This is a genomic window from Candidatus Izimaplasma bacterium HR1 (genome assembly GCA_000755705.1).
Classification (GTDB): Bacteria; Bacillota_I; Bacilli_A; order Izemoplasmatales; family Izemoplasmataceae; genus Xianfuyuplasma.
The window spans coordinates 719,137-743,904 of the sequence record CP009415.1 but is presented as its reverse complement, the minus strand read 5'-3'; the positions used below and the strand labels follow the sequence as shown (position 1 = coordinate 743,904).

Below are 24,768 nucleotides of genomic sequence, written 5' to 3'. Positions count from 1 at the left end.
ATCTAGTAGAAAATCACTTTTCTACTCTTAAGGTATAATCTGTCAATGTCATTATTTCTGTATCTTCATTGTATATTGTATATAGTAAGTAATAATCTCCTGGTTCGAAAGCAAATGTTCTTCTTAACCTAAAGTCCTCCACTAAGACACCATCACTGGTATATAGTTCACATGCATACTTAACTGAATAGAATTGGTAATCTACATCCATATTGTAGGTGCTTGATTGTGAGATAGTAAAATGTACTTTCACTTCATTTTGGTATTGATTTAAGAAAATGTCAGGATGTTCTGTTAGATCATTTATATTGATATCCGTAATTTTCGACTCACTTGTTGGAACATCTTCATATTGATAATATAAAGTATATGTTCCTGCGATGTTTGTGTAAAACCTTAATAAGTAGTATGAGTTAGCTTGGATATAAAGATATGCTTCAGGATAACTATCAGCATCAACACCACCTGAATATGGGTTATGAGGCATTAGCCCAACACCAAGATATTCACCCATTTCTTCGCTAAGACCTACATCTAACAAAGACAGTTTTAATAGTTTATCTGAATCTTCTTTAGGTATTTTAATATAACTAAAGGTATCTTCTGTTAGTTGAATTGAGACTGAAGTTTGATTTGGATCCAAAGTTATGATACTTGATGGTTCAACATCAAGTTTTTTAATGACAAATCTTAAACCATCAGATGTGTATGATTGATTTGTGACCCTAATGTAGTACATTCCACTATTATCTATTTCAAAGACTTCGCTATAAGTTACAGTTTGTTGATCAGAATTCATTAGTTCAAAAGTAAGAGAATCACCATTGATATTATGATCTAGTTCATATATCCCTGGCTCTAAGTATATTTTTGTATATCTAGTCTCTAGACTTAAACTGGTTACTGTAAATGTATCTACTTCTGTAGGAAAGATAATATCTTCGATAGTCTCTGAGAAATTACATCTTGCTAGTTCATTATCCATCGGATAATAATGATCAAACTCTTCAAGAGTATTTGCTATTGTTCCACTAAAAGGAACTTCTTCTGAAGATGAATATCTGACAATTCCAGCAACATCAAATTCAATTGTCATAGTTTTATAATCAGCTGTGAATTTGATTGTTGCAGTTACTGTTGAATCTAAGAAGTTAGAATATGCACGATCATTATCAGCAAATAAGAACTGATTCTCATACCCTAATATACGATAGTCTCCAGTAACATCAAATTCAGTATCAGATACTTTAGTTACTGTATCTATTCCTGTTAGAGGATCATAAATATTATTATCACTTGTTACTAATTGTTTGAAGTTTTGATCGGTATCATCTTCAAAGATAGTTTCTGCTTCATAGACATTATTACTACCAATAAGTTCTATTATGCTATTATCATATGGATAAACAGCATATCGCTTACTAGGACCTCCACCCATGATATATCGATAAAAGTATAAGTAGTGAAGATCATTGTCGATATATGTTTTTCCTAAAACCTCAGAAGTACCTAAAGTTGAGACTTGTTCAGTTCTTAGTAGTCCATACGATTCAAACTCATCTTCAAATAAATCCATTGCGGCCACTAAGAAAGTTCCATCATCGGTGTTGATAGGATCATCTGGATTATCGGGAATACTTGGAATATTAGTTCCTTCAATTGAAGCTCTAATATCAATATCTAAGAAATTATATAAGTCTTCTTCTAAGGTTGAACCAAAGAAGTCGATTCCATTAACTGTAAAATGTTGTTTTACAGTTTCTATGTCATTTATTTGAATTGAATTAAAGTAGGATAGAGATGCTCTTGTATGATCTAAATTCATTCCTAACGAATTTAGATCAAAATGTTCATCTGTTAATAGCTCTTTGGTTATATTTTGTTTAACAGATGCAAATGCATACAAAGGGTTATAAGTAAAGTTTAGGAACCCTACATAAACAGGAGTTCCACCATTTTTGTAAACACCCTCTTCTTCTTCAAAATATCCCGATGATGCTACTTTTACGTAATCATATCCAGTAGCTTCAATAAAGTTAGTAGCTAACTTTATTGATGAGTCACTAATATCAGTATCTTCATAACGATATAGTAAACCATTTTCTGTCATTACATCATATACTTCTGAAACGACTTGATTATCTACTACTGTTATAAATACTTGTAATAGTTCTTCATTATCATAATAATTGATATGATATCCGTCTTCACCACCATTAAACTCTAAATCATTAGTACTTTGGATTGTGAAATACATGTCTTCTTCAATAGAAGTATAAGATAGGATATGACTTGAATCATATTGATTGACATAAACAGCTTCTTTATCTTCAATAAAGCGGAAGTAATTATACGACAGTTCTGTTTCACTCATCAAACTTGGATTAAAGTCTTCTTGGCTATATAGTAATTCTGAGTACTCTAGCTTGTCATCACTCATACCAATTTTTATGAAGCGATTCTCGATGCCGTTATTAGCATCAATAATTAGGTAACCTTCTCTTCCTGTTAGGAAAGTATATGTTAAATCTAAGTTATCTGGGTCAGGATTAAACTCCACACCAAACTTTTGGTATAGATCATCAAATATCAATTCTTTTATTCTCGAGACAAAAACTTTGGCATCAAAAAGATTTTCCATATATCTCGATTCTATTTGTGCTGGAGTATATGTTTGTAGCCTATCATTCAGTTGTTCTCTAGTGTAAATGTCATACTCTATTGTAGTCGATGACATTCTAGTCCCAATTGGTGCTACATAACTATCCGATTCTATCAAATCGTTATCTGTTAAATCGTTTAGTCTGTTCTCATACATTTCTATATCTTGATATATCTCAGATATTGTTTTGTCAGCATCTAAATCATTGGGAGTATCATTCCCATCATTATTGTCTTTTTTGCAAGCAGTTAGACCTAGAATAAAGATTAGCATTGCTACTATTAAAAGTATTTTATTAGCTTTCATTCTATTCCTCCTAAAATTTAAAAAGACACCCAAAGGGTGTCTTTTTTTCCCTTCAAGTATTATTATACTACTTGAAGTTTACTTTTTAAACTCATTTCTTAGTTTCAACTTCGGTAAACTCTATCCCAAAATCTTTTTTAAATTTCTTTTCATATAGTCTAGTTTTACTTGGTTCATCTAAGAACTTTAAATAATAATATAGTTTCTTATAGTAGTTTTTCTTGTTTGTACTATCTTTTAAGTTTCTATACGATAATGCCAAATAATAATAGAAAAAGTCGAAATTGAAGTGAATTTTAGGTCTTTTACTTAAATCTATAGCATTTAAGCATAATTCTATTACTTTATCATCTTGTTTACTTACACCATATTCTCTAGCAAGTCTTAATGTTACATATTGTCTAGCATAAAACTCAGTACCTATAGTTATCTTATCTTTAAGTAATTGCTTACTAAGTTTATCCATTAGCTTTATTTTATCTTCACCATCTATAAACATAAGTAATAGAGCTAAGACTAATAACTCACTTTGGTGAAATAAGTCTTTTTCTAAGATCCTTGGAAAATCTATTATTCTATATATTTCAATACGACAATCTTTTTTTGGTTTATCATCTCTTAAATAGTGTAATAATACAACAGTTGCTCGAAAGTATACTTCAAGCTCTGGTAGTAAAAAGAAGTCTTCATCAACTTCTTTCATGTATTCCTCTGCTTTTTCATACTCATGTCTAATCACAGAGTTATAGAAGTTTTCTATCTTCTCATTCTCTGTTACTTTACTTTCCTCTAAATCCCCTTGAATTTTTGTTGGATTAAATCCTAACTTCTTGGAAAAAGAAATAAAAGTGCGATAAGGCATTTCTGATGTTCCACTTAGATACCTTTTATATTGTCTCACTGAGACAATATCAAAAGTAAAATCATCAATTGAAATATTTCTTCTTTTCCTTAAAGATTCAATATATTTACTTAACTCTTTTGAGACCATAGCTATCACCCTTTTTGTTAGTATATCTATTATATCATAAAACAAAAAAATACCAATTGAGTTTCTCAATGGGTATTTGATTTATAATAACTTCGTTAATTGTTTTTGATAACCTGACTTAATCATATTATCAGCAATCTCTTTTAAATTATCGTTTGATAAGTATCCTTTTCTTAGAGCTATTTCTTCTAATTGTGCAACTTTCTTAGAAGTTCCCTCTTCATAGGCTTTAATTTTGATAGATGCTTCTAACATACTATCGTATGTCCCGGTATCTATCCAATTAATGTCGGTACCCATTAATTCGCATTTTAGGTTTCCTTCATTTAAGTATATCTTATTTAAATCAGTTATTTCAATTTCACCACGCGCTGATGGTTTCAATGTTTTCGCATTATTAGTAGCCCCTGGAGTATAAAAATAAAGCCCGGTAGCAGCATAATTAGATTTTGGTTCTGTAGGTTTTTCTTCTAATGACACTACTTCTTGTTTATCATTAAACTCAATTACTCCAAATCTTTCAGGATCATCTACTTTATATCCAAATACTGTGCTATATCCGTTTCTTAAGTTCTCTTTAGCGTTTACCAGATTCTTTCTTAGTGATTCACCATAGAAGATATTATCTCCTAAGATCAATACTGATTCATCGTCACCGATGAATTCTTCAGCGATGATGAAAGCATCACTTATTCCTTTTGGTACATATTGAATAGCATAATTCATTTTAATACCAAATTGTGAACCATCACCTAATAAATGTTTAAAGTTATCTTGTTCTCTTTCACTTGTTATTAGTAGGATATCTTGAATACCAATCTCCATAAGAGTACTTATAGGATAATAAATCATTGGTTTATCATATATTGGTAATAATTGTTTATTAACACTTCTAGTTATTGGGTACAGTCTAGTTCCTGCACCTGCTGCTAGCACAATACCTTTCATAATCAAATCTCCTTTGTTTAAGTTTCCTTTATGATTATACTATACTATTTATTACTTGTCCATATGTTAAGAACATGTGGTTTTATTTAATCATTTCAATATGTCTTATTAAAGATTGTTCTAATTTATGTTTTGGCTTCCATGAAAGTAAATCATAAAAAGATTTAGAATCAATCTCCTGAGTTTTATAGCCAGGGTTCAAGTTTACATCAACCTCGGGTTCAATGCTAGAATCAGTGATTTCAGTTATTCTTCTTATTACTTCTTCATATGAATAAGAGTTCGGTGCACCAAAGTTGTAAATCTTATTCCATTCGCTACTCGATGTACTTAACAATCTTATTATTCCCTCAGTAGCATCTCGAACGTCTAACCCATTAAAACGATTACCACCATTTACTATTTTTATAGGTTTTCCTGAATAAATGTTGCTTGTAATCCTAGATATAAAATCTATAGGAACTATGCCCTTAGATGGGCCAAAAAGGAATCCTAGTCTTAACGATGTATATTTAAATGTAGGTCTAATACTTGATGCTAATTCTAACATCTGTTCTACAGCATATTTTGCTTCTGCGTAAATTGATTCTGGGCTTACTTGTTCTTGTTCTTTGACGCTAACTATTCTATCAGTTCTATAAACTGATTTTGAGGAAATATTTACAAAAACTGGTACTTGCCTTAAAACTGTATTCTTGATTAATTCTTTCGATAAACGGATACTTTGTGCAATTTGTTCGTTTGATTTGAAAGGTCTTGCAAAAGCACAATGTATTATAGCATCAATTAATTGAAAAGGAATCTCATTAACTGATGTCTCATTAGCATTCAAGAACACTAGTCTATCTGACTCAACAAGATTATTTGCATTGAAATCATAAACATAAACTTTATGACCAAAATCCAATAATTCCTTCACTAACAAGTTTCCCAAATACCCATTACCACCAGTAACTAATATTGCTTCTAGTTTCTTAGTTTTTTTAATGAATAAAGCCATATTTTCTACTTGTCTCACTCCACACTTATTGTAACTGAATTCTAAAGGTAATATTTTATTATTAGGCAAGTTCAAAACATCCAAAATACAATGTTCAACTTCGTTAAATCCCACCATAGATCTCCATCCTGTAATACCAGTAAATCGAGCATTAATCTCAAATATTTTGAATCCTTCATCTGTTAATCTTCCTTGTATATTTAATGGTCCTGAGTACCCTAATGAGATAAATGATGGTAGCAACTCATCTATAACTTTCCATACTTTTTTATCATCATATGGAATCATTTTAATAGGCACGCCATTCTTCAATTCATTCTTAGTACACATTCTTCCTAAAACATTTCCATTCTTACCAACTACTATCTGAGCTGATATTTCCGAAATTTGACAAATAACTCCTTTATCAATACTTTGACAATACAACTCAAAGTTTTCATCTAACGACTCAGGAAATGCAATTTCCTGATAGAAGTAATTATCATTATCTCTATTAATTTCAGTTTTATTAAATATGATACTAACACCATTTGATCCTGAACCTTCATTTGGTTTACAAATGACTGGAAATTGAATTTCTTCATTTTGCAATTCAGTGGTAGAAAATGATTTTACAAAGTGACAGCAAAAATTGCTAAATACACTCGCATAATCCTTCTTGGCTCTGACAACACTCACAAAACTGTGATCAGCTACGATTATTTTTATACCTTTGTCTTCAAAGATTTTCTTGTTCCTAGATAAAACTAAGACTTCAAAATCTAGACCTGGTATCAAAACATTAATAGAATATTCATAACATTTCTCAATTAGTACATCTAAATATTTTGCTTCCTTAACACCAGGAATAATATCAAACTTATCACATAAAAAGCCCCCATATGATAGGTGAGAGTTACTAAGTCCCACAGTAAATAAATTTAGATTAGATCTAAGACAAGAATCTACTACAGATTGTCCTATACCACTTCCAACACTTAAAATACCAGCAACTATTTTTCTCATTCTAACCCTCCTTTTTTATAATTCTATAATAGCATATTATTTGTAATAAATAAAAAACTGTCCAAAGGACAGTTCTTATTCATCGTAAGACAACCATAAATTACTAGTCGTATAACACTCTATAGCTTCTTCATATGTGAATTTTTCTTCAGGTAAAAACTCTCCCAACTCAGGATTCTTAATACTTCTTCTATTCATAGCACAATAGATATTCTCTTCTGGACTAACACCTTCAACAGGAGCATCAGTACTAAAGCCAACTTTGATACCTTCATTGTACATTGTTTTAAATAGGTATGTTTCTTTCGCTCTTTCTTCGCCTAATCTTTCTTTTATTATAGCAATATCACTATTTAAGAATATAGGTTGAACAATAACATTTATTCCTAACTTCTTCATCCTTTTAATTTGAAGTCTATCTGCTAACTGTGCATGGATGATTGAGTGTCTATGATCAAACCTTTTTGTTTTATTAATTGATTTCTCAATAGAATCAATTACTATATCTATCATACCATCTCCAATGGCATGAATAGCTACATCAATATTATTACTATCAGCAATATAGATAAGTTTTTCCAATTCCTCATCCTTAAAGACTTTTATTCCTCTATTACCAGGATCATCAGCATAATCTTCTCTAAGATATGCTGTTCTCCCACCTAAACTACCATCAGCTAAGAGTTTTAGTGGTCCCATTCTAAAACCATTAAACTTTTTAATATGATACCCTTTACTAATATAATCTAAAAGCAATTCCTTGGAAGGTAGATTTACTTGCTCATAAAGATTCACTTTCATTCTTCCTTCACTATATAATTCCTCTAAACATTCAATTATCAATTCATAAGATACATTCAATGTACTGAAGTCATCTGACGCACATTTTGTGACATTGTGGTTTAATAGTAAATTATTACCTTTGACAAAGTACTCTTTGATATCTTCTTTTGAAGGCTTAGGTACTATTTTATTGATTAAAATTAAAGTATCTTCTGTGAAGATACCGGTCTTATAATCAAAAGTACCTCCTTCAATTTGAGGTGTTGATTCATTTATACCTGCAATCTCCAGTGCCTTGTCATTACATACTAAAACGTGTCCACAAACACGTGTAAAAATAACAGGCTTGACTGTAGTAATCCTATTGAGATCTTTCTTGTTGATATACCTCTTCTCTTTGAAATTAGACTGATGCCAACCTCTACCCAATATTATAGCTTTATCAGTCCTAATTCCAACTATATCTTCAATACTCTCGAACTCGGATAAATCGAGCATAGATTGAATGTATCCAAGGCCTAATAGATGAAGGTGTGAATCATAAAAAAAATTACTGGACATTCTTTCACCTCATTTTCTCATATGAATTAACTAATTATTTTCCTTACAATCCTTTTCATTGTCTTCAATACAAATCCTTTCTCAGTCTCGTTGATTCCAAAAAACCACATAACCAAGAAATATAATGTAACTATTATTGCTCCCTTAATAACAATACTCATCCATGAAATACCTGAAAATAAGAAGAATGAGGAATATGAGAGCACAGTTACAATGAGACTTTGAATAATAAACTTAAAATGAACACTAGCAAAAAACCTACGCACATTGATTCCACAATACTTATAAAAAAGTACATTCATCAGAATATTTCTAATAGTATTAGAAATCAATATTGAGAATCCAATACCTATAACACCAAATCTAGTCATAAGAATGTTTGACAGTATAATAAATATTACAAATACAATTAATTGTACAATAGCACTATGTTTAATCTTATTTTTCGCAAGAACCACTGCATTCCCAATTTGTTGAGGTAGATATACATACCCAGGTATCAAAATCAACATTAAAAGGTAGTAAGATAATGCATACTCATTTCCTACCCACAAGGAAATAAAATCCCTCCCTAAAAGAAGTAATCCGATATAAATTGGAGTAACAATAAGTAACACAATCCGACCAACCTTAATCATTAAATCCGTAACCAACTGGTTTCCATTCTGCATTATTACTCGCCTAGATATTTTAGGTAAAAACATTCCGTTAATTGCATTAGCAAAAGTATAGACATAATTCTCTATACCACTTGCTATTGAATATATTGTTATACTTACAGAACCTACCCAAGCACCAATTAATGATGGTGATAAAATTGGTACCATACGAACTGAAACCGCAATTATTGAAGTCCAAAAAGTGAATAACAGGATTTCCTTAAATAGTTTCAAATCAAAAAACAAAACATTAATCTTAACATCAATCTTCCTAATAAAAACAATAACTTTTGAAATTATTAATATTAATCCAGATATTATAGGAGCCAGAATCATAATATATAGGTCTTGTTCAAAGAATAAAAATACAACTATAAAAACAACAAGAAAAACCTTTTGAAACAGACCACATATTTTAAGTAAAAACGATTCCTCATAGGACAAAAGGATTCCGTTTAGGGGAATAAATGCAAAACTTATTACTCCATAAGAAGCAACAAGAATAAAGGGTGTCTTAAACCTTTGAATCTCTTCAAATGTAAGTTGAGTGTAGATTGACTCAAGGTTAAAGAAAACTATAAAAAGTATACCTATCAGTAGTATATCTATAAATACATACAATTTAACAATTATACCAAGGAAGTTACCACTTTGTTCTTGATTTCCTTCAGCACGATACTTTGACAAGTATCTGGAAACTGTATCACTTAATCCATAATCAAGCATTAGGAATGTTATTAGAGAAAGCCCCAAGGAATATAATCCATAATCAACTTGTCCTAAATGTGATATAAGTAAAGGAGTATATATGAGTCTAGAAACTATACTGAAAATAACAGAAGCATACGCTACAATAGCTCCTTTTTTTATAGTCTTTGTACTTCTTTTCTCAAGATCGTTACTCATAATTGCCTACCTCGTTCAAGCTTCTATTTTGATTACCGTATAAATACCATAACATGAATTGTGCTACACCAGGTCCATATGGATAAGTATACTCAAAAACACTAATAATTAGTGCTAAAAGCAAAATACCACATAGCAACAGAAAACTAGAATTCCTTAATTTTGATATCATTAGTCCTTTCAGAACTGCAATCCACAAGACTACATAAAAAATCATAATAGGTATAGATAGAAAAACACCAATCTCAGTGATTAGATTTATAACATAATTATGTGGTGTATAGTTTAGTATAGGACCAGTTATCTCACCAAGTAAGTAATTGTCTTTAATGTAGTAAATCCCCTCAATGTATCCCTTAATTCTACCTGCAGAAATAGAATTTAAATCAGAAATATCATAATTTAGAAACAATGCATCATAGACAAAATTAAAGATTTCACCCAAATATCCAAAGACAAACAATCCAAACAATGTAGTTAAACATATTCCAATCAATATTCCTATGTACATTACCTTTCTTACTTTCAAAAGTCTAATAACTGAAAGAATAGATGTAACCAAAAACAAGGCTAGAAATCCACTTCTATTTCTAATTATCAAGATAGTTAGAATCAAAAATAAATATAAAGATAGATACAAAAGACTACGCACTTTAGAAGTCCTAAACCCTAATTTAGAAGGAAAGAACAATATAAAAATTGAAATTATAGCTCCATAGCCAATAAGTGGTCCAACTTGATTCTTTGTAGGAAGAAAATATGTTGTAGTTATTGTAAATCCCGTTCCGCTATATAGAATAATTGATAATGATAACAGTACACACAGAAATACATAAGTTCTTAGATAGATACGAAGTTTTTGCCTATTCACACTGTTAGCGTAACTATAAATAAATATACCAAAGGGAATAACAAAATTTATTATTCCAAATGATGAATTTGTACCATATGCTAATACTCCGATGATGATACTATATACAACTACAAAGCTAAAAAGAATTAAAAAAGCATTGCTAGATTTCATTCTAAACTTTCTGAGAGAAAAAAGGATAGAAACCGACAATAGTATATACAAAATATTTCTTAGAAAACTATATACTGATGCGTTTAGATAAGGCACTTGCTGTGTAAAAATAATAAATAGAATCACAAAAAACAAAAACTCAGTTTTAGTAAATCTACCAATTTTCATTTTGCTTATACTCATCACATTACTCATACAATCACATCTGCTTTTCTATTGAGAAATCCACCACAAAGTTCTTAAAAATTGAATCCTCGTGCATAACTTTACTTATGAATTTATCTCTATTTATCATGTATTCAGTTTCCTTTAAACCATTTATGTACTCAATCATCCTGTCTCCCAAACAATTGAAGTCTTCAACAACAAGTCCAAGTCTATATTCCTCCACAACCTCTGCTACAAATGTTCCTTTTAGACAAACTATAGGTTTGCAAAACAACACCGCATTATATAACCTATTCGGCATCAAAGTAAGACTATTTGTATTGGTCTTTGGAATTAGGATATTAATTATATCAGATTCCTCATATATTCTATCAACATTATTATTGTCATATCTCCCAAAAAAACGAACATTCTTAATCTGTTTATCATTAACAAACTCACTTAGATTTTTAGTGGCAAACCCGAAGCCATAATAATGGACAGAGAATTGTGAGTAATCTGATAAATTGTTAATCAACTCTCTATTTATTTGAGAATCCCTAATTGCACCTATATATGATACATTTATTTTTGATTTAAAATCAAACTCATTAAGCCTATACTCTGTTGCATTGAACATCCCAAAAAGTGAAGAATTGTGTGATACAATATAATTTCCGTTTGGTAGCCACTTCTTAAATCCCTCAGATGAGATAACAATAGCTGATGCACTTTTATTAATCTTATGCATATTTATGCTACCTAAAGATTTATGGTAATCTCTGATATCTACAATAAATCTGTCCGTAAAATGTTTGCACAGATATCTCCACATAAAAGCAAGTAAAGGAATACCAAAAACGATTACCTTCTTTGGTTTTTTTCTCTTTAAAACTTGCTTCACAAACAATGAATACCTAATATATCCAAAAAGCGACTGCCTATACGACTTTTGACTTGTTCTGAACAAAATCCTCTTTTCCGATTTTTCTTCCTCATAGAGTCTGTCCCAAATAATCATCGAATACTCCACTTCATTATTATCTAGCAGCTCTAAATAGTTCGATAAATATGGCATAACACTTCGATTAGAGGGACATATCAACACAATACCCATTTTACAAATCCACTGAAACGTAGTTAATATATGAAAGGATTATTTTCACTACCTTCTCAGAAACATTCGGAACTTCGTAATCTTTGACAATGATATGCTTTCTATTTTTTTGCTCACCTATAATACTTAATCCCTGAAGAATCCTCTCCTTTTCGAGACCAACCATCATAACAGCACCCTCTTCCATAGCCTCAGGTCGTTCATGTGCTTCCCGAATATTTAATGCGTTAAGATTCAAGATTGACGTTTCCTCACTAATAGTCCCACTATCACTTAGTACTGCAAAAGAGTTAATCTGAAGATTTATGTAATCATTAAATCCTAGCGGCTTAATGTTCCTAACAAGATCATGGAACTTTATGCCAACTTTCCTAATACGATTCATTGTTCTCGGATGAGTACTGAAAATAACAGGATACTCATACTTATTAGCTATTTCGTTTATACTGTCAACTAAATTATAAAAATTTCTATCAGACTTTATATTCTCCTCTCTGTGAGCCGAAATCACAAAATACTTCCCTTCTACTAGATTCAGTTCGTCTAATATATCTGACTGATCAATTTCAGATCTCATATTTGTGATTACCTCATACATAGGACTTCCTGTCTTAATAATTTTGTCAGGAGATAGTCCTTCCCTCAACAAATATTCTCTTGCTATATTACTATAAGGAAGATTTATGTCAGCGATATGATCCACAATCATTCTATTTGTCTCTTCAGGAACTCTTAAATCAAAACATCTATTCCCAGCTTCCATATGAAATATCGGTATATGTCTTCTCTTAGCTGCAATTGCACTTAAACAACTATTTGTATCGCCTAATATAAGTATTGCATCCGGTTGCTCATCTTCTAGAATCGGATCTAAACTAATCAAAATATTCCCTATGGTTTCCATAGGTTTACCGGTAGCAGCTTCAAGGAAATAATCAGGTTTTCGTAAGGAGAAATCTTTAAAAAAGACTTCGTTCAATTCATAATCGTAGTTTTGTCCTGTATGAACCAAAACATGTTTTATAGCTGAATACTTTTCAAGTTTTTTAATGACCATAGATAATCTAATTATCTCTGGTCTAGTCCCAACGACTGTCATTATTTTCATCTTTTTCATCCTTATACCTCCAAATAATATGTATCTGGATTATCTTTATCATAAGCTTCATTAGCCCACATAAAAACAACCATATTTGATGCTCCTAAATTTTCAATATTATGTGTATACCCAACTGGAATATCCAATACTTCATACTTAGATTCAGATACAAAGTACTCAATGATTTCAGTATCTAGTACATTTCTAAATCTAATTACACCTTCTCCTGCAACAACAAGAAATTTCTCATTTTTAGTGTTGTGCCAGTGATTCCCCTTAATAACACCAGGTTTGATTATATTGACAGAGAACTGTCCTTTTGATTTAGTTCTAATAATCTCAGTAAATGAACCTCTTTCATCAGAGTGTCTTGTCAGATTATATGAGAAATCATTCTTGTTTAGATAACTTAAGTAAGTGCTATACAATTTCTTCTCAAAGTCATTATCAAAATTGGGTAAACCTCTATCATCTCTCGACAATTTGAACTGTTTGAGAGTTCTTGCCAAACTCCCCAAAGTTACAGTATACACTTCTTTAATTTCATAAAAACTATTAATTTCATTGTACTTCTCAACAAGTTTCTCTTTAAAACTCATAACCACATCATCTATATATGCAAGAGATATTTCATAACTACTATCGTTAACTTGAATTGGTAAATCATTTGCTATATTATGACAAAATGTAGAAACTACAGAGTTATAATTTGGTCTAGACCACTTTCCAAAAAGGTTTGGAAGGCGATACACATATATGTTATTATTTGTTTCATCTTTATATTTTATGAGTATATCCTCTGCCTCTTTCTTACTCTTCCCATAATCATTATTTATTGTTGCCTGAATACTAGAAGTATATATTATAGGTATATTTCTCTCCAATTTCCTAATGTGATTCACTATTATTTCAGTCAAATCTCTATTTACTATTGCGAAGTCTGCTTTACTTTTCGGTCTATTAGCACCTGCTAAATGAATAATAAAGTCTGCCTTTTCAATCATTTCTAGCAATTCGTCGAAAGTGTTATTTATATCAAAACATAAAACATCATATTCATCTTTTAAGTTTACATATAGGTTACTACCTATGAAACCTTTGCTACCTGTAATCAAAACCTTCATTTTGTTTCCCACCCTATAAGTTCTTCCTTTACTATATCTAATTCTAATAGTTTCTCTTTCATCTCGTTAATTGAAAGTCTTTTTGTATTGTGAGAATGATAGTCCTGAATTTCTAGTAATTCCTCATTTCCGTCTTTGAAGAACTTATCATAATTTAAATCTCTTGTATCTGCTGGAATACAAAAATACTCCCCCATATCAGTGGCTGCAAAATTCTCTTCTTTTGTCAGCAAAGTCTCATAGAGTTTTTCACCATGTCTTGTTCCAATTACTTTTAATTTACAATCAGAACTAAACAACTCCAATAATGCTTTTGCAAGTACTTCTACTGTTGCAGCTGGTGCTTTTTGCACCATTATGTCTCCTGATTTGGCGTGTTGAAAAGCAAATATGACCAGTTCAACTGCTTCATCAAGATTCATCATAAATCTTGTCATATCCGGATTGGTAAGAGTCAATGGTTTATTCTTCTTAATCTGAGAAATAAACAAAGGAATCACAGAACCCCTAGATCCCATCACATTACCATATCGAGTTCCGCAGATTAGTGTTTTCTTTGGGTCGATATTCCTAGATTTTGCAACAAACACTTTTTCCATCATAGCTTTTGAAATCCCCATTGCGTTTATAGGGTATGCGGCTTTATCAGTAGACAGACAAATAACTTTCTTAACTTTATACGCAATCGCCGTATCCAAAACATTGTTTGTCCCCAATATATTTGTTTTCACAGCTTCTAAGGGAAAAAACTCACAAGATGGAACTTGCTTTAGAGCTGCTGCATGAAAAACAAAGTCAGTTCCTATCATTGCAGGTACGATGCTTGACGCATCTCTTACATCACCAATATAGAATTTAAGCTTAGGATTATTATATTTTTTTCTCATATCGTCTTGCTTCTTCTCATCTCTAGAGAATATTCTTATTTCTTTAATACTTGTGTTAAGAAACCTTCTCATAACAGCGTTTCCAAAAGATCCAGTTCCACCGGTTATTAGTAATATTTTTCCTTCAAACATTGTTACACCTCTTTCATATGATTTAACATGATTCCAACTGTATTAGATATATTGTAATTACTTTTTAATAGTTTTATGGAGTTAATTCCCATCTTTATTCTTAGATCCTTATCCATACTAACTCTATTGCAATTCTCAATAAAATCATCAATTTCTCCTGCAAGACTCCAATACCCGCAGTTGCTACTCACAATAACTTCTCCCATGTCAGTTACATTATCAGTTGCAGCAATAACAGGTAAACCATTTTCTAATAGAGAATTAAATCTTGATGGAAAATTAGGAATTGTGAATCTTTGATCTAGGAAAATAAGTCCAACGTCTACACTTGCAGCTAACGAATCATATTCTAGTTTGCTTAGTCTTTCAAGTAATAATACTTTACGAATATTACTATCAATCATAGTTTCTTGAATTTTTTTAAATTCTGTACCATTCCCAACAATAACCAAGAAACCACCATTTACTTTCTCAAAATTTTTGATAACCTCTATAAGAAAATCAGGCCCTTGTGGCTTCCCTAAGTTCCCCCCATACAAAAATATGCATTGTTCCTTTGGTATCAAATATTTCTCTAAAACATCTCTGGATTTCTCAGAAACTCTATCTATTGGTTTGATTGCATTAGGAAAAACTTCCACTTTACGAGCATCAACGAAGCAATTATGTTTCACTAAGTAGTGCTTGTTCGCTTCAGACATGCATCCAATATAATCAGATAAATTGTATAATTCTATCTCTTTTCTTCTAAAATATCGCCAAATACATCCTTTTTTCTTTAACATCCCTAAATCAACTGCGTTTTGCGGGAAAATGTCTTTTAACATCAAATATGTCTTAGCTTTATTCCTCTTTCTATACTTTCTAATTATTTTTGAGAAGGTAATTGGAGGAGTTGAATAGATTATCAAGTCAAAATCAATGGATCTAAAATATTTCTTCATTGCTTTTAAATATAATCTTTGCAAGAATATTAATGATAATCCTCGCTCGATTTTTGAGGGTGTTTTCGTCAAATTACCCGTTTTCACTTCTAAAACACTTATATTTCCAAACTGATGGTACTTCGTATCCTTATTAAACCTTTTTTGAATAGGCGAAACTACAAAAACGTTATTTTTTTTATCTCTTAACTCCCTAACCAAATCGATATATAATCCTCTGTTATTAGGATTATTGATGTCTGACAGGTTTGACATTGTCAAAAATAGTATATTCATACACTTTCCCTTAGACCTTTATATCAATCGAGGACAATCGTGGTTCAACATTACAACTTAACCTCAATGATACTATTCTGACTCCACTTGCTCTTTGTGGGCCTGTTTTCAGAAAAGTTGCAATGGCTGTAGTGTTACCACCCAGACCTAAAGGTCCTACATTTAACCTATTTATTTCTTCTGTTATTCTTGTTTCAGTATCGGATTGAATATCAAACTTTCCTTCAATCATAGACAATAACATCATTGCTGTCGCTTCATAGTGTGATCTTCCTATTCCAATACAAGGAATGCAAGGAGTGCAACCCAAATTTGATACTTCTTCTTTTGCCCATTTAATAATCTCATCTATTACATTATTATAAGAGTGTTTATGAAAAACCCTATAAGTTTTCGATCTAATTTCTGGCCCTCCCCCTTGTAATAGAATGTGTAATCTCAATTGTTTTATTTTCGATTTCACAATCATAATCGGAGCAGATACCATCATTGCTGGATCTTCAAATAATCCTTTTGATTGCTCCACCCGCTCAACTTCATTCCCTTTTACAGCCATAGGTCGACCAGGTAACCTACGCAAACCTGTGGCTAATCCCTCTTGTATTGCTTCTAGATACTCAGTTGTTAAAACTGCTTTTTCACCCATTTCAAGAATAAGGTGAGGAATTCCTGTATCATCGCAAAGATTAAATTGTGTATTTCTAGCAACTTTCTCATTATCTAAAATATTTCGAATCACCCATTTAGACAGATCATTTTTCTCATTGCTCATATATTCTTCGTACAATTGCACTTTTTTTGAACTGAATGTAGTTCCTGCTTGTATTACACCCTTTGAGACCTGTTCGATGATTGATTTAATCCTATTTTTCTCTTCCATATTTATATTAACCTTCTTCCATGTGCAATCACAACTATTGCCGGAAAATCAATAACTATAAGTTCATGCAAAGCTTCAATACCTTCTTCTTCAAAAGCGACTACTCTCTTGGACTTTATTTTACTTTCTAGTAAAGCAGTTACAGGAGGTATTATTGCGTAAACGGAATTATTGTGATTTAGTGTACTCACAGTGTTATCAGATAATCGGCCTTTCCCTAAATGCATTTTGACACCCGCCGATGACAATACTTCCATATTTGATTCTATTTCAAATTTATTGCTAGAAGTTGGTCCAATACCAGCATTACTAACTGCTGTATGGAAAACAACACTTCCAGTCAATTCTAACTGACTTGTGTCAATTTTGTTAGTTCTAATAATCTTAGCAAGTTTCGGTATAGCTGCATCTCTTCCAGTAAAAATTTTTCCTGATAGCAATAACATATCTCCAACTTCTAAATCTCTAATATCCTCTTCACTAAAAGGTAACTTTATCTTCTTCATTTTTAGATTCCATCAAAATCAACTCCAAAATAATTTGAAGTAATCTTTCTCACTTTCTACTACACCATAGGCTCTTGCTTTTAATATAGTTTTTCTAGCCCAATTCATATGAGGATTAATTTCATTCATCTTATTACTATTAGAACTCTTAACAACTCCACCGTCATTCTCAGTAATTTGAAGAGCATCCTCATATTCTTCTCTAGTAATAGTGAATAAAGAATTAACATACTTGACATGAGAAGGATGAATCACGGTCTTTCCAATAAATCCATTTGCTTTATCAAGGATTATCTCTCGAATAAGACCATCAACAGCATCATCGATAAAGGGAGTTCTAGTAAAAAATGATTTTTGAAGACGTTCAGGAAGATTGTCCTCAATTTTCATATTCTCTGACACAGAAAAATACTCCCAAACAGGTCCAGATAGAATGTATCCATCAGCTCTTCCAAGAATATTAATTATATCTGCTAAACAGTCTCTCACAGTTATAATATCATAAATTGTATAGTCAATTCCCCTTCTCACACCAAAATAGGAAGAGAAGTCTGTACCTCCGACACGTACATTCAATATTAGCTCTTTATGAATATTTAATTGAACCTTAATTTTCATTAATTCGCCAATTCTTGTTTCCACAAACGCAATATCCTCACTCTCTAAAATAGGCATACCGTAAATTATCTCACCAAACTTATCATTTAAACGGCGCAATTGAGTTAAATATAATGATGCATTTTCACTTGAAAACTTTGGAAAATTAAATGCGGTGAGCAGCTTTACCTGACTTTTTGTTAAACGCTCTGAGAATGATACGAATTGCTGATAGTTTCTTACCCTTATTACTATCAAAGGTACAAGATTAGCATCAAACTTATTAGATTCAATCAAATCAGATAACTGCTTCAAAAAGTCTAGTACATTTTCTTCTGCCTCATCTATTTGATTCTCAGCTATAGAGTCTTCAAAACACATAACCATTGATGTTAACTCAGGCCATCTACTAGTTAGGATCTTACTTAAGAATTTCTTTGTTCCAGGCATATACATTGTCGCTCCCAAACAATATTGAAGAAACTCCTTCTTAGAATACTTATTAAACTTTTGTGGCTCAACCACAAATTGAACATTACTTTTACTATGATGTTTCATAAATGTCGCTCTCCATTCTTATAATCCAATAGACCCCATTTTTGAACATTTCGCCTCTGGATAGTATTCATCTATCATACGCTTAACTAGCTGAACTTGTTTTGCTCTTTTAATAGCATCAGCTTCAGTAGTATCCCAACTATGAGTTTTTGCCACAGATCCTCCTGTTTTCAAATATATAGGTGCACTTACTCTAATCATTTCAGGTACTTCATAATGTCTTATAAATCCGCCTGTAGACTTGGGATTCTCAGTATGAATATCAATTGGAATATCAATAGCTTGACGTATTCCTGCTAGCATTTGCAATTGAATATCTCTAACAGGATTAAAAGAATTAGCTCCAATTTCTTGTAATAACATTGCTGAACATGGATTTCCATGTCCCATATGTGCAGATACTTTGAATTTACATTCTTTTGGAATATCAAGATTACTCCTCATTTTATTGAGCAACCATAAAAGACCTTCATCATATACTAAAAAGGATCTTCCACCAAGTTTGATAGCCCTTTTAACATCTTCAACAGCTCGAACTATCTGTTCTTGCCCTCGTAATCGATATCCCATTCTTACACCTTCAACAGTGTGTACAGAAGCGCTGGTATCATAAGTTGCTCTTGGACCAACAGCAAGAACTAAATCCACTTCCCACTTTGATGCAAGAGAGACCATTTCTTTAATTTCTTCATCTGTTAACATCATAATACCTTTGGTCTGAGTAATTCTATGAATTGGAATATCAAGTCTTTGTAATTCTTCTAATAAAACCTTCATAGGTTTTGGGCCCTGAATTCCAGGGACTTCAAAACGATATTGAGCTCCATCCTTAAAGGTTTTTTTTGATGTAGGTAAATCGTATAAGTCTCCATTTGGTTGGTTAATTGTCTTTAAAAAATCTCTAGTTACCTTCATTAGATTCCTCCATTACATTTTTTTTCATAAAATTCGTTTTAACTTGCATTAAATTTGCCTCAAACGGTGGTAAATCCTCTCGGATACCCGGTTTAATCCATAGATCCATAAATTTAGGTCCTGACACAGATTTAAATAATGATATTTGTTTTGTTAATCCATCGTTACTCTTAATCTCATTATTGCATACCTTGTATCCAAAACTCTTTGCAGAATTTGTAAAATCAATCATTTGTCCAACAGATTTTTGTCCACCAACAGATTCATGTACCCCATTGTTTAGAACGATATGTAGCAGATTACACTCTTGTACACTTGCATTAATTGTCATTGAACCCATATGCATTATTGCTGAAGCATCTCCATCAAAACACACTACTAATCTCTTTGGGTCAGAAATAGCAATCCCAAGTGCGATAGAAGAAGCATGCCCCATAGCACCTACATTCAGTATATCGAATTCTTGTTTAATACCTTGATTCTTCCGAATATGATATAGTTCTCTAGCAGCTCTACCTGTTGTAGCTACATAAATTGTATTTTTAGGTAATAAATCAATTACCCTTTTCATAGCCTCTTCTCTTGTAAAATCTACAGATTCATCAACATATTTCTTCTCAATCTTAACTTTCTTGGATAGAACACCTTTTTTGACAATTATTGCTACGGGCGAGCTATTCTCTATTGCAGTATTTTTTGCCCAGGAAATAATACTACTAACTTTAGATTCATCATTTTCTAAAATTTTATAAGGAATATTGATATTTTCCATTAAAACTGGTGTCAATTGTCCTTGTAGACTATGATGTAAATGATCCTTAATACTTGGATCGCCACGCCACCCAATTAATAATACTAATGGGATTGAATATACATCTTTTGATGTTAGGGAAATCAATGGATTTAACGCATTTCCAATTCCCGAATTTTGCATATATACAACTGGAACTTTCCCAGTCAATAAGTAATTTCCACATGCTATCCCTATTGCATTCCCTTCATTAGCTGCTAACACATGATTTTTTATTTCAAAACTACTCTGAAGGTGTAAGCAAAAATCATTTAACAATGAATCAGGTACGCCAGTATAGAAATCAATATTCTCATTCCTGAATTGTTCAATAAAATTTCTTAAATCAATCATTTTTTCACCTCAGAATTTACATATCTATAATATTCAGGACTTGAATCACAAATTCTCTTCCAGACTTTATCAATAACACTTACAATTTCTAAAGGTAAATCCCCCTTAGATAAACTGCAAATATTATCTTTCAATTGCTCTACATTAGAAGCCCCTAAAATGATAGAATCACCATCTTTTTGTGATAAATACGAATTATGAGCTAGCCATCTGTATGCCATTTCTCGAATTCCAATATTATATCTTTTACATACTTCATTTAATTCATTTAATGCTATGAAATTCTCTTTTTTCCAATATCTGTTTTTGTAATTTGGTCTATTTGCAAATCTACCAGTTTTAATATCTTCTTCAAAGTTGTCATATCTCCCACTTAATAACCCTCCTGCTAAAGGGTTATAAGCATAGAATTTCATTTTATTCTTACGTAAAGTATCAAATAGAGTTTTTTCTACTTTTCTAGCAAATACATTGTACATTCCTTCATAAACAGATGGTGTTACCCAATCCATTGTTTCACATAAATCACAAACATCTTGCACCATTTCAGCAGAAAAATTGCTTAAACCAATGCTTTTAACTTTTCCAATTACAAATAGATCATTACATGTACTTAAAATCTCCTCAAGAGAAGTATTTCTGTCCGGAAAATGTATATATAGCAAATCAATTTGCCTTGATTGCAGCCTTTTCAAAGACTCTTCTACTTGCATAATGATCGCTTCTCTATCTAAAGAGCCAGTTACTCTCGGATTTACTTTTGTGGCGATTATAAGACTGTTTTTTGATTGTTTCAGGTATCTTCCGAGAAACTCCTCGCTAAGACCATCATTATAAACATAAGCAGTATCTAATATTTGCCCACCTTGCTCAGCAAAGTAATCAATCATTTTGAAACTTTGCTTTAAATCTACTTTTTCTCCAAAAGTCATCGTTCCCAAGACCAAATTTCCATACTTACTCATGTATATCCTCCTCAATCAAAGAGTTTATTCTTCTAATACATTTAGATAAATCTGCTAATTTTAGATTATCATTCAAAATTTGAAAACTAAGGTTTTCAATATGTTTCTGAGGTATGTTAATGATTTTCATATTGTTATTATACTTCTCAATTATATTCTCGATAGTGGCAGGGTTTTCCGGTTCACCGAGTGGAAAATCAACTATATCACTTATATTTGAGCCATTTATCATATAGATAGTTACTTTAGCTATTTGCTTTAATGGAAACTCATCAGAATACTCAGTTGAAGATAGAACTTCCACTTTTTCTGTTAAACTTTTTATATCATTGTTTTGTATATACTGTTCTTCAAATTTGTCAAACGTTGCATTCCCACAATTGAGTGCAATAGACACACAATAAGGTATACTCATTCTACCCGAACCAGAACTTTCAATAACTGTATGGTCATGATTTTTCACAGCTAATGAATACGTTTCGACTTTTACCTTTTTTATAACTTTATTATCCAAGCCATGTTCCTTTTTCAAGTTTAAAACAGCATCTATTGCTGGATGAGTATATCTACATGATGCATGTACTTTGATATATGTCTTGTTTATTGCTAATCCATTCTCCAAAAATAACTGTTCTAAATCTACCTTTGAACTCATCATTCTAAGAAAACCAAAATCACCACTCAGTATATCATCAGGAGTATCAAACATGCAATTTGAGAACTTGAATGAATTAATTGCTAGTGAAGATGCTCTGGCAACATTTAAAGGTTTAAGTTCTGATTTTCCCTCTAAAACCTTCAAAGTTGCAGATGTATTAATCGCTGTCAAAGTAAAAGCATTCACCATTTGTGAAAAACTTGTTTTAGCAGCAACGCATAGTGCAACAGTTGCTCCCAAAGCACCGCAGGTTCCGGTAGCATGATATCCACTCAATTTATGAAAAGGTTGAATTGAGTTAGCAAGTTTATATGCAATTTCATACCCAAAAATAACTCCTCTGTAAAAATCAATCGAACTTACTTCCTCATTATCCAAAAGAACCATCAATGATGATAAAATTGGAGCAGCTAAATGAATAATACCAGCGTTCGATCCATCGTCATAATCTGCTACATGAGCAGAAAATCCATTAATGAATGCTGTATCCTCCATAGATGTTTTTTTATTGTATCCAATCAAAGAAGATTTCGAATCACTTTTATCGAGTCGTTTTATAAACTCTTTCATCTTATCATTGATCAATCTGCTACCTAAATAAGTAACACCAATATAATCCAAAATAATTTTTCTACACTGATACAAATCTTTCGTTTTAATTTCACGATCAATATATCCCAAATTTCTTTTAAGAAAGTCTTTTGTTAAATTTCTCATTGTATTTTACCTTCCTCAAAAATTTTTACGCCTCTCATGTACATTTCCTTTAGTAAAATAGAATTCCCAGATATATCTATAACGTCAAATTGTGTATATAAGTTTAGAATTTGAGATAGTAAACCTTCAATCCTGCTATCCTTCAACACAAAAGTTCCAACCCTATTACTACTTGTTAAATCATGAATAATTCTATCCCCTCTCTTTTTGTGAAGTGTAAATGAAATAACATTATTTGGGATTTTTGAATTTCTAAAACTAAGTTCCCCAAAAATAGAAGGCTTACAATAAATAATATTATCTGAGAGATAATTTTTATAATCCTCGCAATCGGTATTAAAATCCTCTCTCAAATACATATCAATCATTGTGTCGATTATATCAAAATTCTTTCCTAATTTTATTACATTGAAGTTCTCACCACCACCAATGCGTAATGCAAACTCAATAATAGATAAATCACCTGTATTTGTTAAGATTAATTGTATCATAATAGCTGAGTTAGAAAGACTCAATGCATCAACTAAATTTTGTATTGTTTCGTGAATTTTTTCATTAATATCTTTAGGTAATTTAGCAGGCCAAATAGAACCGTATATTTGCTGAGTTTTATCTTCACTATTAAGAATTTTCACTCTTTGTCTGGTAGTTATAACATTTAGTACTCCATTTTTAACAATGCAATCCATACCAATTTCTATTCCTTCAATGAACTCCTCAACAACTACATTTCTCTTTTTTGAATATTTGAGTGCTAAATTGAAATACTCCAGTAAAGTAGCATAATCATCTGCTCTTCGAACACCTTTTGAACCGTATGTATCAACAGGTTTTACAATAAGAGGATATCTCATATCTTTGATAGCCTTATGAGTTAGATTGTCTAACACAATATATTTAGCTGTTGGAATCTTATAATCATACATCAACTTCTTCATGTATGTTTTATCAGCAATCAGTTCACAAAGAGAACTCTTTACTGGACTGTACTTTTCTAATTTCTCCATGACAAATGCAGCCACAATATACGCTTGATCTGCAGCAACACTGATAACTAAATCTACATTGTTATTTAATGCTATTTCTAGAACCTTATCCTTATTAAATGCATCCTCTACAATATGTAGATCACAAAATTCTTTTGCTATTGGATGTTCAGCAAAATCTACAAGAATTGTAAAATATCCTCTTTTCTTTAGATTCTTTATTAAATCAATATGCGGTCTTGTTCCACATAAAACAATTGCTTTTTTCATA

Annotated in this window: 20 protein-coding genes; all 20 read right to left on the bottom strand. The window is 31.5% G+C overall.

What is annotated here, in order from left to right; all coding sequences use genetic code 11:
• Positions 1-13: 13 nt before the first annotated feature.
• Positions 14-2,968 carry a hypothetical protein gene (locus KQ51_RS03725; RefSeq protein ID WP_038469067.1) on the bottom strand — a complete coding sequence of 985 codons (2,955 nt, stop codon included), beginning with the start codon at positions 2,966-2,968 and terminating at the stop codon, positions 14-16.
• A gap of 91 nt (positions 2,969-3,059) precedes the next feature.
• Positions 3,060-3,959: a hypothetical protein gene (locus KQ51_RS03720; RefSeq protein ID WP_038469064.1), complete on the bottom strand. Its 900-nt coding sequence runs from the start codon at positions 3,957-3,959 to the stop codon at positions 3,060-3,062.
• Positions 3,960-4,040: 81 nt separating this feature from the next.
• Positions 4,041-4,907: a glucose-1-phosphate thymidylyltransferase RfbA gene (gene rfbA / locus KQ51_RS03715; RefSeq protein WP_038469061.1), complete on the bottom strand. Its 867-nt coding sequence runs from the start codon at positions 4,905-4,907 to the stop codon at positions 4,041-4,043.
• Positions 4,908-4,989: 82 nt separating this feature from the next.
• The gene (locus KQ51_RS03710) at positions 4,990-6,912 is read right to left on the bottom strand and encodes an NAD-dependent epimerase/dehydratase family protein (RefSeq protein WP_038469059.1); all 1,923 of its coding nucleotides are present in this window, start codon (positions 6,910-6,912) and stop codon (positions 4,990-4,992) included.
• 75 nt (positions 6,913-6,987) lie between these two features.
• The gene (locus KQ51_RS03705) at positions 6,988-8,256 is read right to left on the bottom strand and encodes an amidohydrolase (protein ID WP_038469057.1); all 1,269 of its coding nucleotides are present in this window, start codon (positions 8,254-8,256) and stop codon (positions 6,988-6,990) included.
• A 26-nt stretch (positions 8,257-8,282) separates the two neighbouring features.
• Positions 8,283-9,821 (bottom strand): oligosaccharide flippase family protein, encoded by a 1,539-nt coding sequence (locus KQ51_RS03700; RefSeq protein WP_038469054.1) that lies wholly within the window; start codon positions 9,819-9,821, stop codon positions 8,283-8,285.
• Entirely contained in the window at positions 9,814-10,845 is a 1,032-nt protein-coding gene (locus KQ51_RS03695) for a hypothetical protein (protein WP_144242081.1), read from the bottom strand. Before KQ51_RS03695 ends, KQ51_RS03700 begins: the two co-directional genes overlap by 8 nt.
• A 199-nt stretch (positions 10,846-11,044) precedes the next feature.
• Positions 11,045-12,013 (bottom strand): hypothetical protein, encoded by a 969-nt coding sequence (locus KQ51_RS03690; RefSeq protein ID WP_038469049.1) that lies wholly within the window; start codon positions 12,011-12,013, stop codon positions 11,045-11,047.
• 97 nt (positions 12,014-12,110) lie between these two features.
• Positions 12,111-13,226: a non-hydrolyzing UDP-N-acetylglucosamine 2-epimerase gene (gene wecB / locus KQ51_RS03685; RefSeq protein ID WP_038469047.1), complete on the bottom strand. Its 1,116-nt coding sequence runs from the start codon at positions 13,224-13,226 to the stop codon at positions 12,111-12,113.
• A 2-nt stretch (positions 13,227-13,228) separates the two neighbouring features.
• The gene (locus tag KQ51_RS03680) at positions 13,229-14,332 is read right to left on the bottom strand and encodes a polysaccharide biosynthesis C-terminal domain-containing protein (protein ID WP_038469045.1); all 1,104 of its coding nucleotides are present in this window, start codon (positions 14,330-14,332) and stop codon (positions 13,229-13,231) included.
• A complete protein-coding gene (locus KQ51_RS03675) occupies positions 14,329-15,351 on the bottom strand; it encodes a polysaccharide biosynthesis protein (protein WP_038469042.1) in 1,023 nt (340 codons plus the stop codon). Before KQ51_RS03675 ends, KQ51_RS03680 begins: the two co-directional genes overlap by 4 nt.
• Before the next feature lie 2 nt (positions 15,352-15,353).
• Positions 15,354-16,571 (bottom strand): glycosyltransferase family 4 protein, encoded by a 1,218-nt coding sequence (locus KQ51_RS03670; protein ID WP_038469040.1) that lies wholly within the window; start codon positions 16,569-16,571, stop codon positions 15,354-15,356.
• A 10-nt stretch (positions 16,572-16,581) separates the two neighbouring features.
• Complete coding sequence (locus KQ51_RS03665) at positions 16,582-17,451, bottom strand: fumarate hydratase (protein WP_038469038.1); 870 nt, start codon at positions 17,449-17,451, stop codon at positions 16,582-16,584.
• Positions 17,452-17,453: 2 nt separating this feature from the next.
• Positions 17,454-17,957, bottom strand: coding sequence for a fumarate hydratase C-terminal domain-containing protein (locus KQ51_RS03660; RefSeq protein WP_038469036.1), 504 nt, complete (start codon positions 17,955-17,957; stop codon positions 17,454-17,456).
• A gap of 18 nt (positions 17,958-17,975) precedes the next feature.
• Positions 17,976-19,112 carry an HpcH/HpaI aldolase/citrate lyase family protein gene (locus KQ51_RS03655; protein ID WP_038469033.1) on the bottom strand — a complete coding sequence of 379 codons (1,137 nt, stop codon included), beginning with the start codon at positions 19,110-19,112 and terminating at the stop codon, positions 17,976-17,978.
• A gap of 18 nt (positions 19,113-19,130) precedes the next feature.
• Positions 19,131-20,027, bottom strand: coding sequence for a hypothetical protein (locus tag KQ51_RS03650; RefSeq protein WP_038469030.1), 897 nt, complete (start codon positions 20,025-20,027; stop codon positions 19,131-19,133).
• Positions 20,014-21,171 (bottom strand): phosphonopyruvate decarboxylase, encoded by a 1,158-nt coding sequence (gene aepY / locus KQ51_RS03645; protein ID WP_038469027.1) that lies wholly within the window; start codon positions 21,169-21,171, stop codon positions 20,014-20,016. The genes KQ51_RS03650 and aepY overlap by 14 nt, the downstream gene beginning before the upstream one ends.
• The gene (locus KQ51_RS03640; RefSeq protein WP_038469024.1) at positions 21,168-22,136 is read right to left on the bottom strand and encodes an aldo/keto reductase family protein; all 969 of its coding nucleotides are present in this window, start codon (positions 22,134-22,136) and stop codon (positions 21,168-21,170) included. Before KQ51_RS03640 ends, aepY begins: the two co-directional genes overlap by 4 nt.
• The gene (locus KQ51_RS03635) at positions 22,129-23,511 is read right to left on the bottom strand and encodes an MmgE/PrpD family protein (RefSeq protein WP_038469022.1); all 1,383 of its coding nucleotides are present in this window, start codon (positions 23,509-23,511) and stop codon (positions 22,129-22,131) included. The genes KQ51_RS03640 and KQ51_RS03635 overlap by 8 nt, the downstream gene beginning before the upstream one ends.
• Positions 23,508-24,767, bottom strand: coding sequence for an ATP-grasp domain-containing protein (locus tag KQ51_RS03630; protein ID WP_038469019.1), 1,260 nt, complete (start codon positions 24,765-24,767; stop codon positions 23,508-23,510). Before KQ51_RS03630 ends, KQ51_RS03635 begins: the two co-directional genes overlap by 4 nt.
• Position 24,768 lies beyond the last annotated feature (1 nt).

Bases quoted from the DNA above. Each gene is read 5' to 3' on its own strand.
- KQ51_RS03725 (WP_038469067.1), bottom strand. From the start codon at position 2,968: ATGAAAGCTAATAAAATACTTTTAATAGTAGCAATGCTAATCTTTATT.
- KQ51_RS03720 (WP_038469064.1), bottom strand. From the start codon at position 3,959: ATGGTCTCAAAAGAGTTAAGTAAATATATTGAATCTTTAAGGAAAAGA.
- rfbA (WP_038469061.1), bottom strand. From the start codon at position 4,907: ATGAAAGGTATTGTGCTAGCAGCAGGTGCAGGAACTAGACTGTACCCA.
- KQ51_RS03710 (WP_038469059.1), bottom strand. From the start codon at position 6,912: ATGAGAAAAATAGTTGCTGGTATTTTAAGTGTTGGAAGTGGTATAGGA.
- KQ51_RS03705 (WP_038469057.1), bottom strand. From the start codon at position 8,256: ATGTCCAGTAATTTTTTTTATGATTCACACCTTCATCTATTAGGCCTT.
- KQ51_RS03700 (WP_038469054.1), bottom strand. From the start codon at position 9,821: ATGAGTAACGATCTTGAGAAAAGAAGTACAAAGACTATAAAAAAAGGA.
- KQ51_RS03695 (WP_144242081.1), bottom strand. From the start codon at position 10,845: ATGAAATCTAGCAATGCTTTTTTAATTCTTTTTAGCTTTGTAGTTGTA.
- KQ51_RS03690 (WP_038469049.1), bottom strand. From the start codon at position 12,013: ATGATTATTTGGGACAGACTCTATGAGGAAGAAAAATCGGAAAAGAGG.
- wecB (WP_038469047.1), bottom strand. From the start codon at position 13,226: ATGAAAAAGATGAAAATAATGACAGTCGTTGGGACTAGACCAGAGATA.
- KQ51_RS03680 (WP_038469045.1), bottom strand. From the start codon at position 14,332: ATGAAGGTTTTGATTACAGGTAGCAAAGGTTTCATAGGTAGTAACCTA.
- KQ51_RS03675 (WP_038469042.1), bottom strand. From the start codon at position 15,351: ATGTTTGAAGGAAAAATATTACTAATAACCGGTGGAACTGGATCTTTT.
- KQ51_RS03670 (WP_038469040.1), bottom strand. From the start codon at position 16,571: ATGAATATACTATTTTTGACAATGTCAAACCTGTCAGACATCAATAAT.
- KQ51_RS03665 (WP_038469038.1), bottom strand. From the start codon at position 17,451: ATGGAAGAGAAAAATAGGATTAAATCAATCATCGAACAGGTCTCAAAG.
- KQ51_RS03660 (WP_038469036.1), bottom strand. From the start codon at position 17,957: ATGAAGAAGATAAAGTTACCTTTTAGTGAAGAGGATATTAGAGATTTA.
- KQ51_RS03655 (WP_038469033.1), bottom strand. From the start codon at position 19,112: ATGAAACATCATAGTAAAAGTAATGTTCAATTTGTGGTTGAGCCACAA.
- KQ51_RS03650 (WP_038469030.1), bottom strand. From the start codon at position 20,027: ATGAAGGTAACTAGAGATTTTTTAAAGACAATTAACCAACCAAATGGA.
- aepY (WP_038469027.1), bottom strand. From the start codon at position 21,171: ATGATTGATTTAAGAAATTTTATTGAACAATTCAGGAATGAGAATATT.
- KQ51_RS03640 (WP_038469024.1), bottom strand. From the start codon at position 22,136: ATGAGTAAGTATGGAAATTTGGTCTTGGGAACGATGACTTTTGGAGAA.
- KQ51_RS03635 (WP_038469022.1), bottom strand. From the start codon at position 23,511: ATGAGAAATTTAACAAAAGACTTTCTTAAAAGAAATTTGGGATATATT.
- KQ51_RS03630 (WP_038469019.1), bottom strand. From the start codon at position 24,767: ATGAAAAAAGCAATTGTTTTATGTGGAACAAGACCGCATATTGATTTA.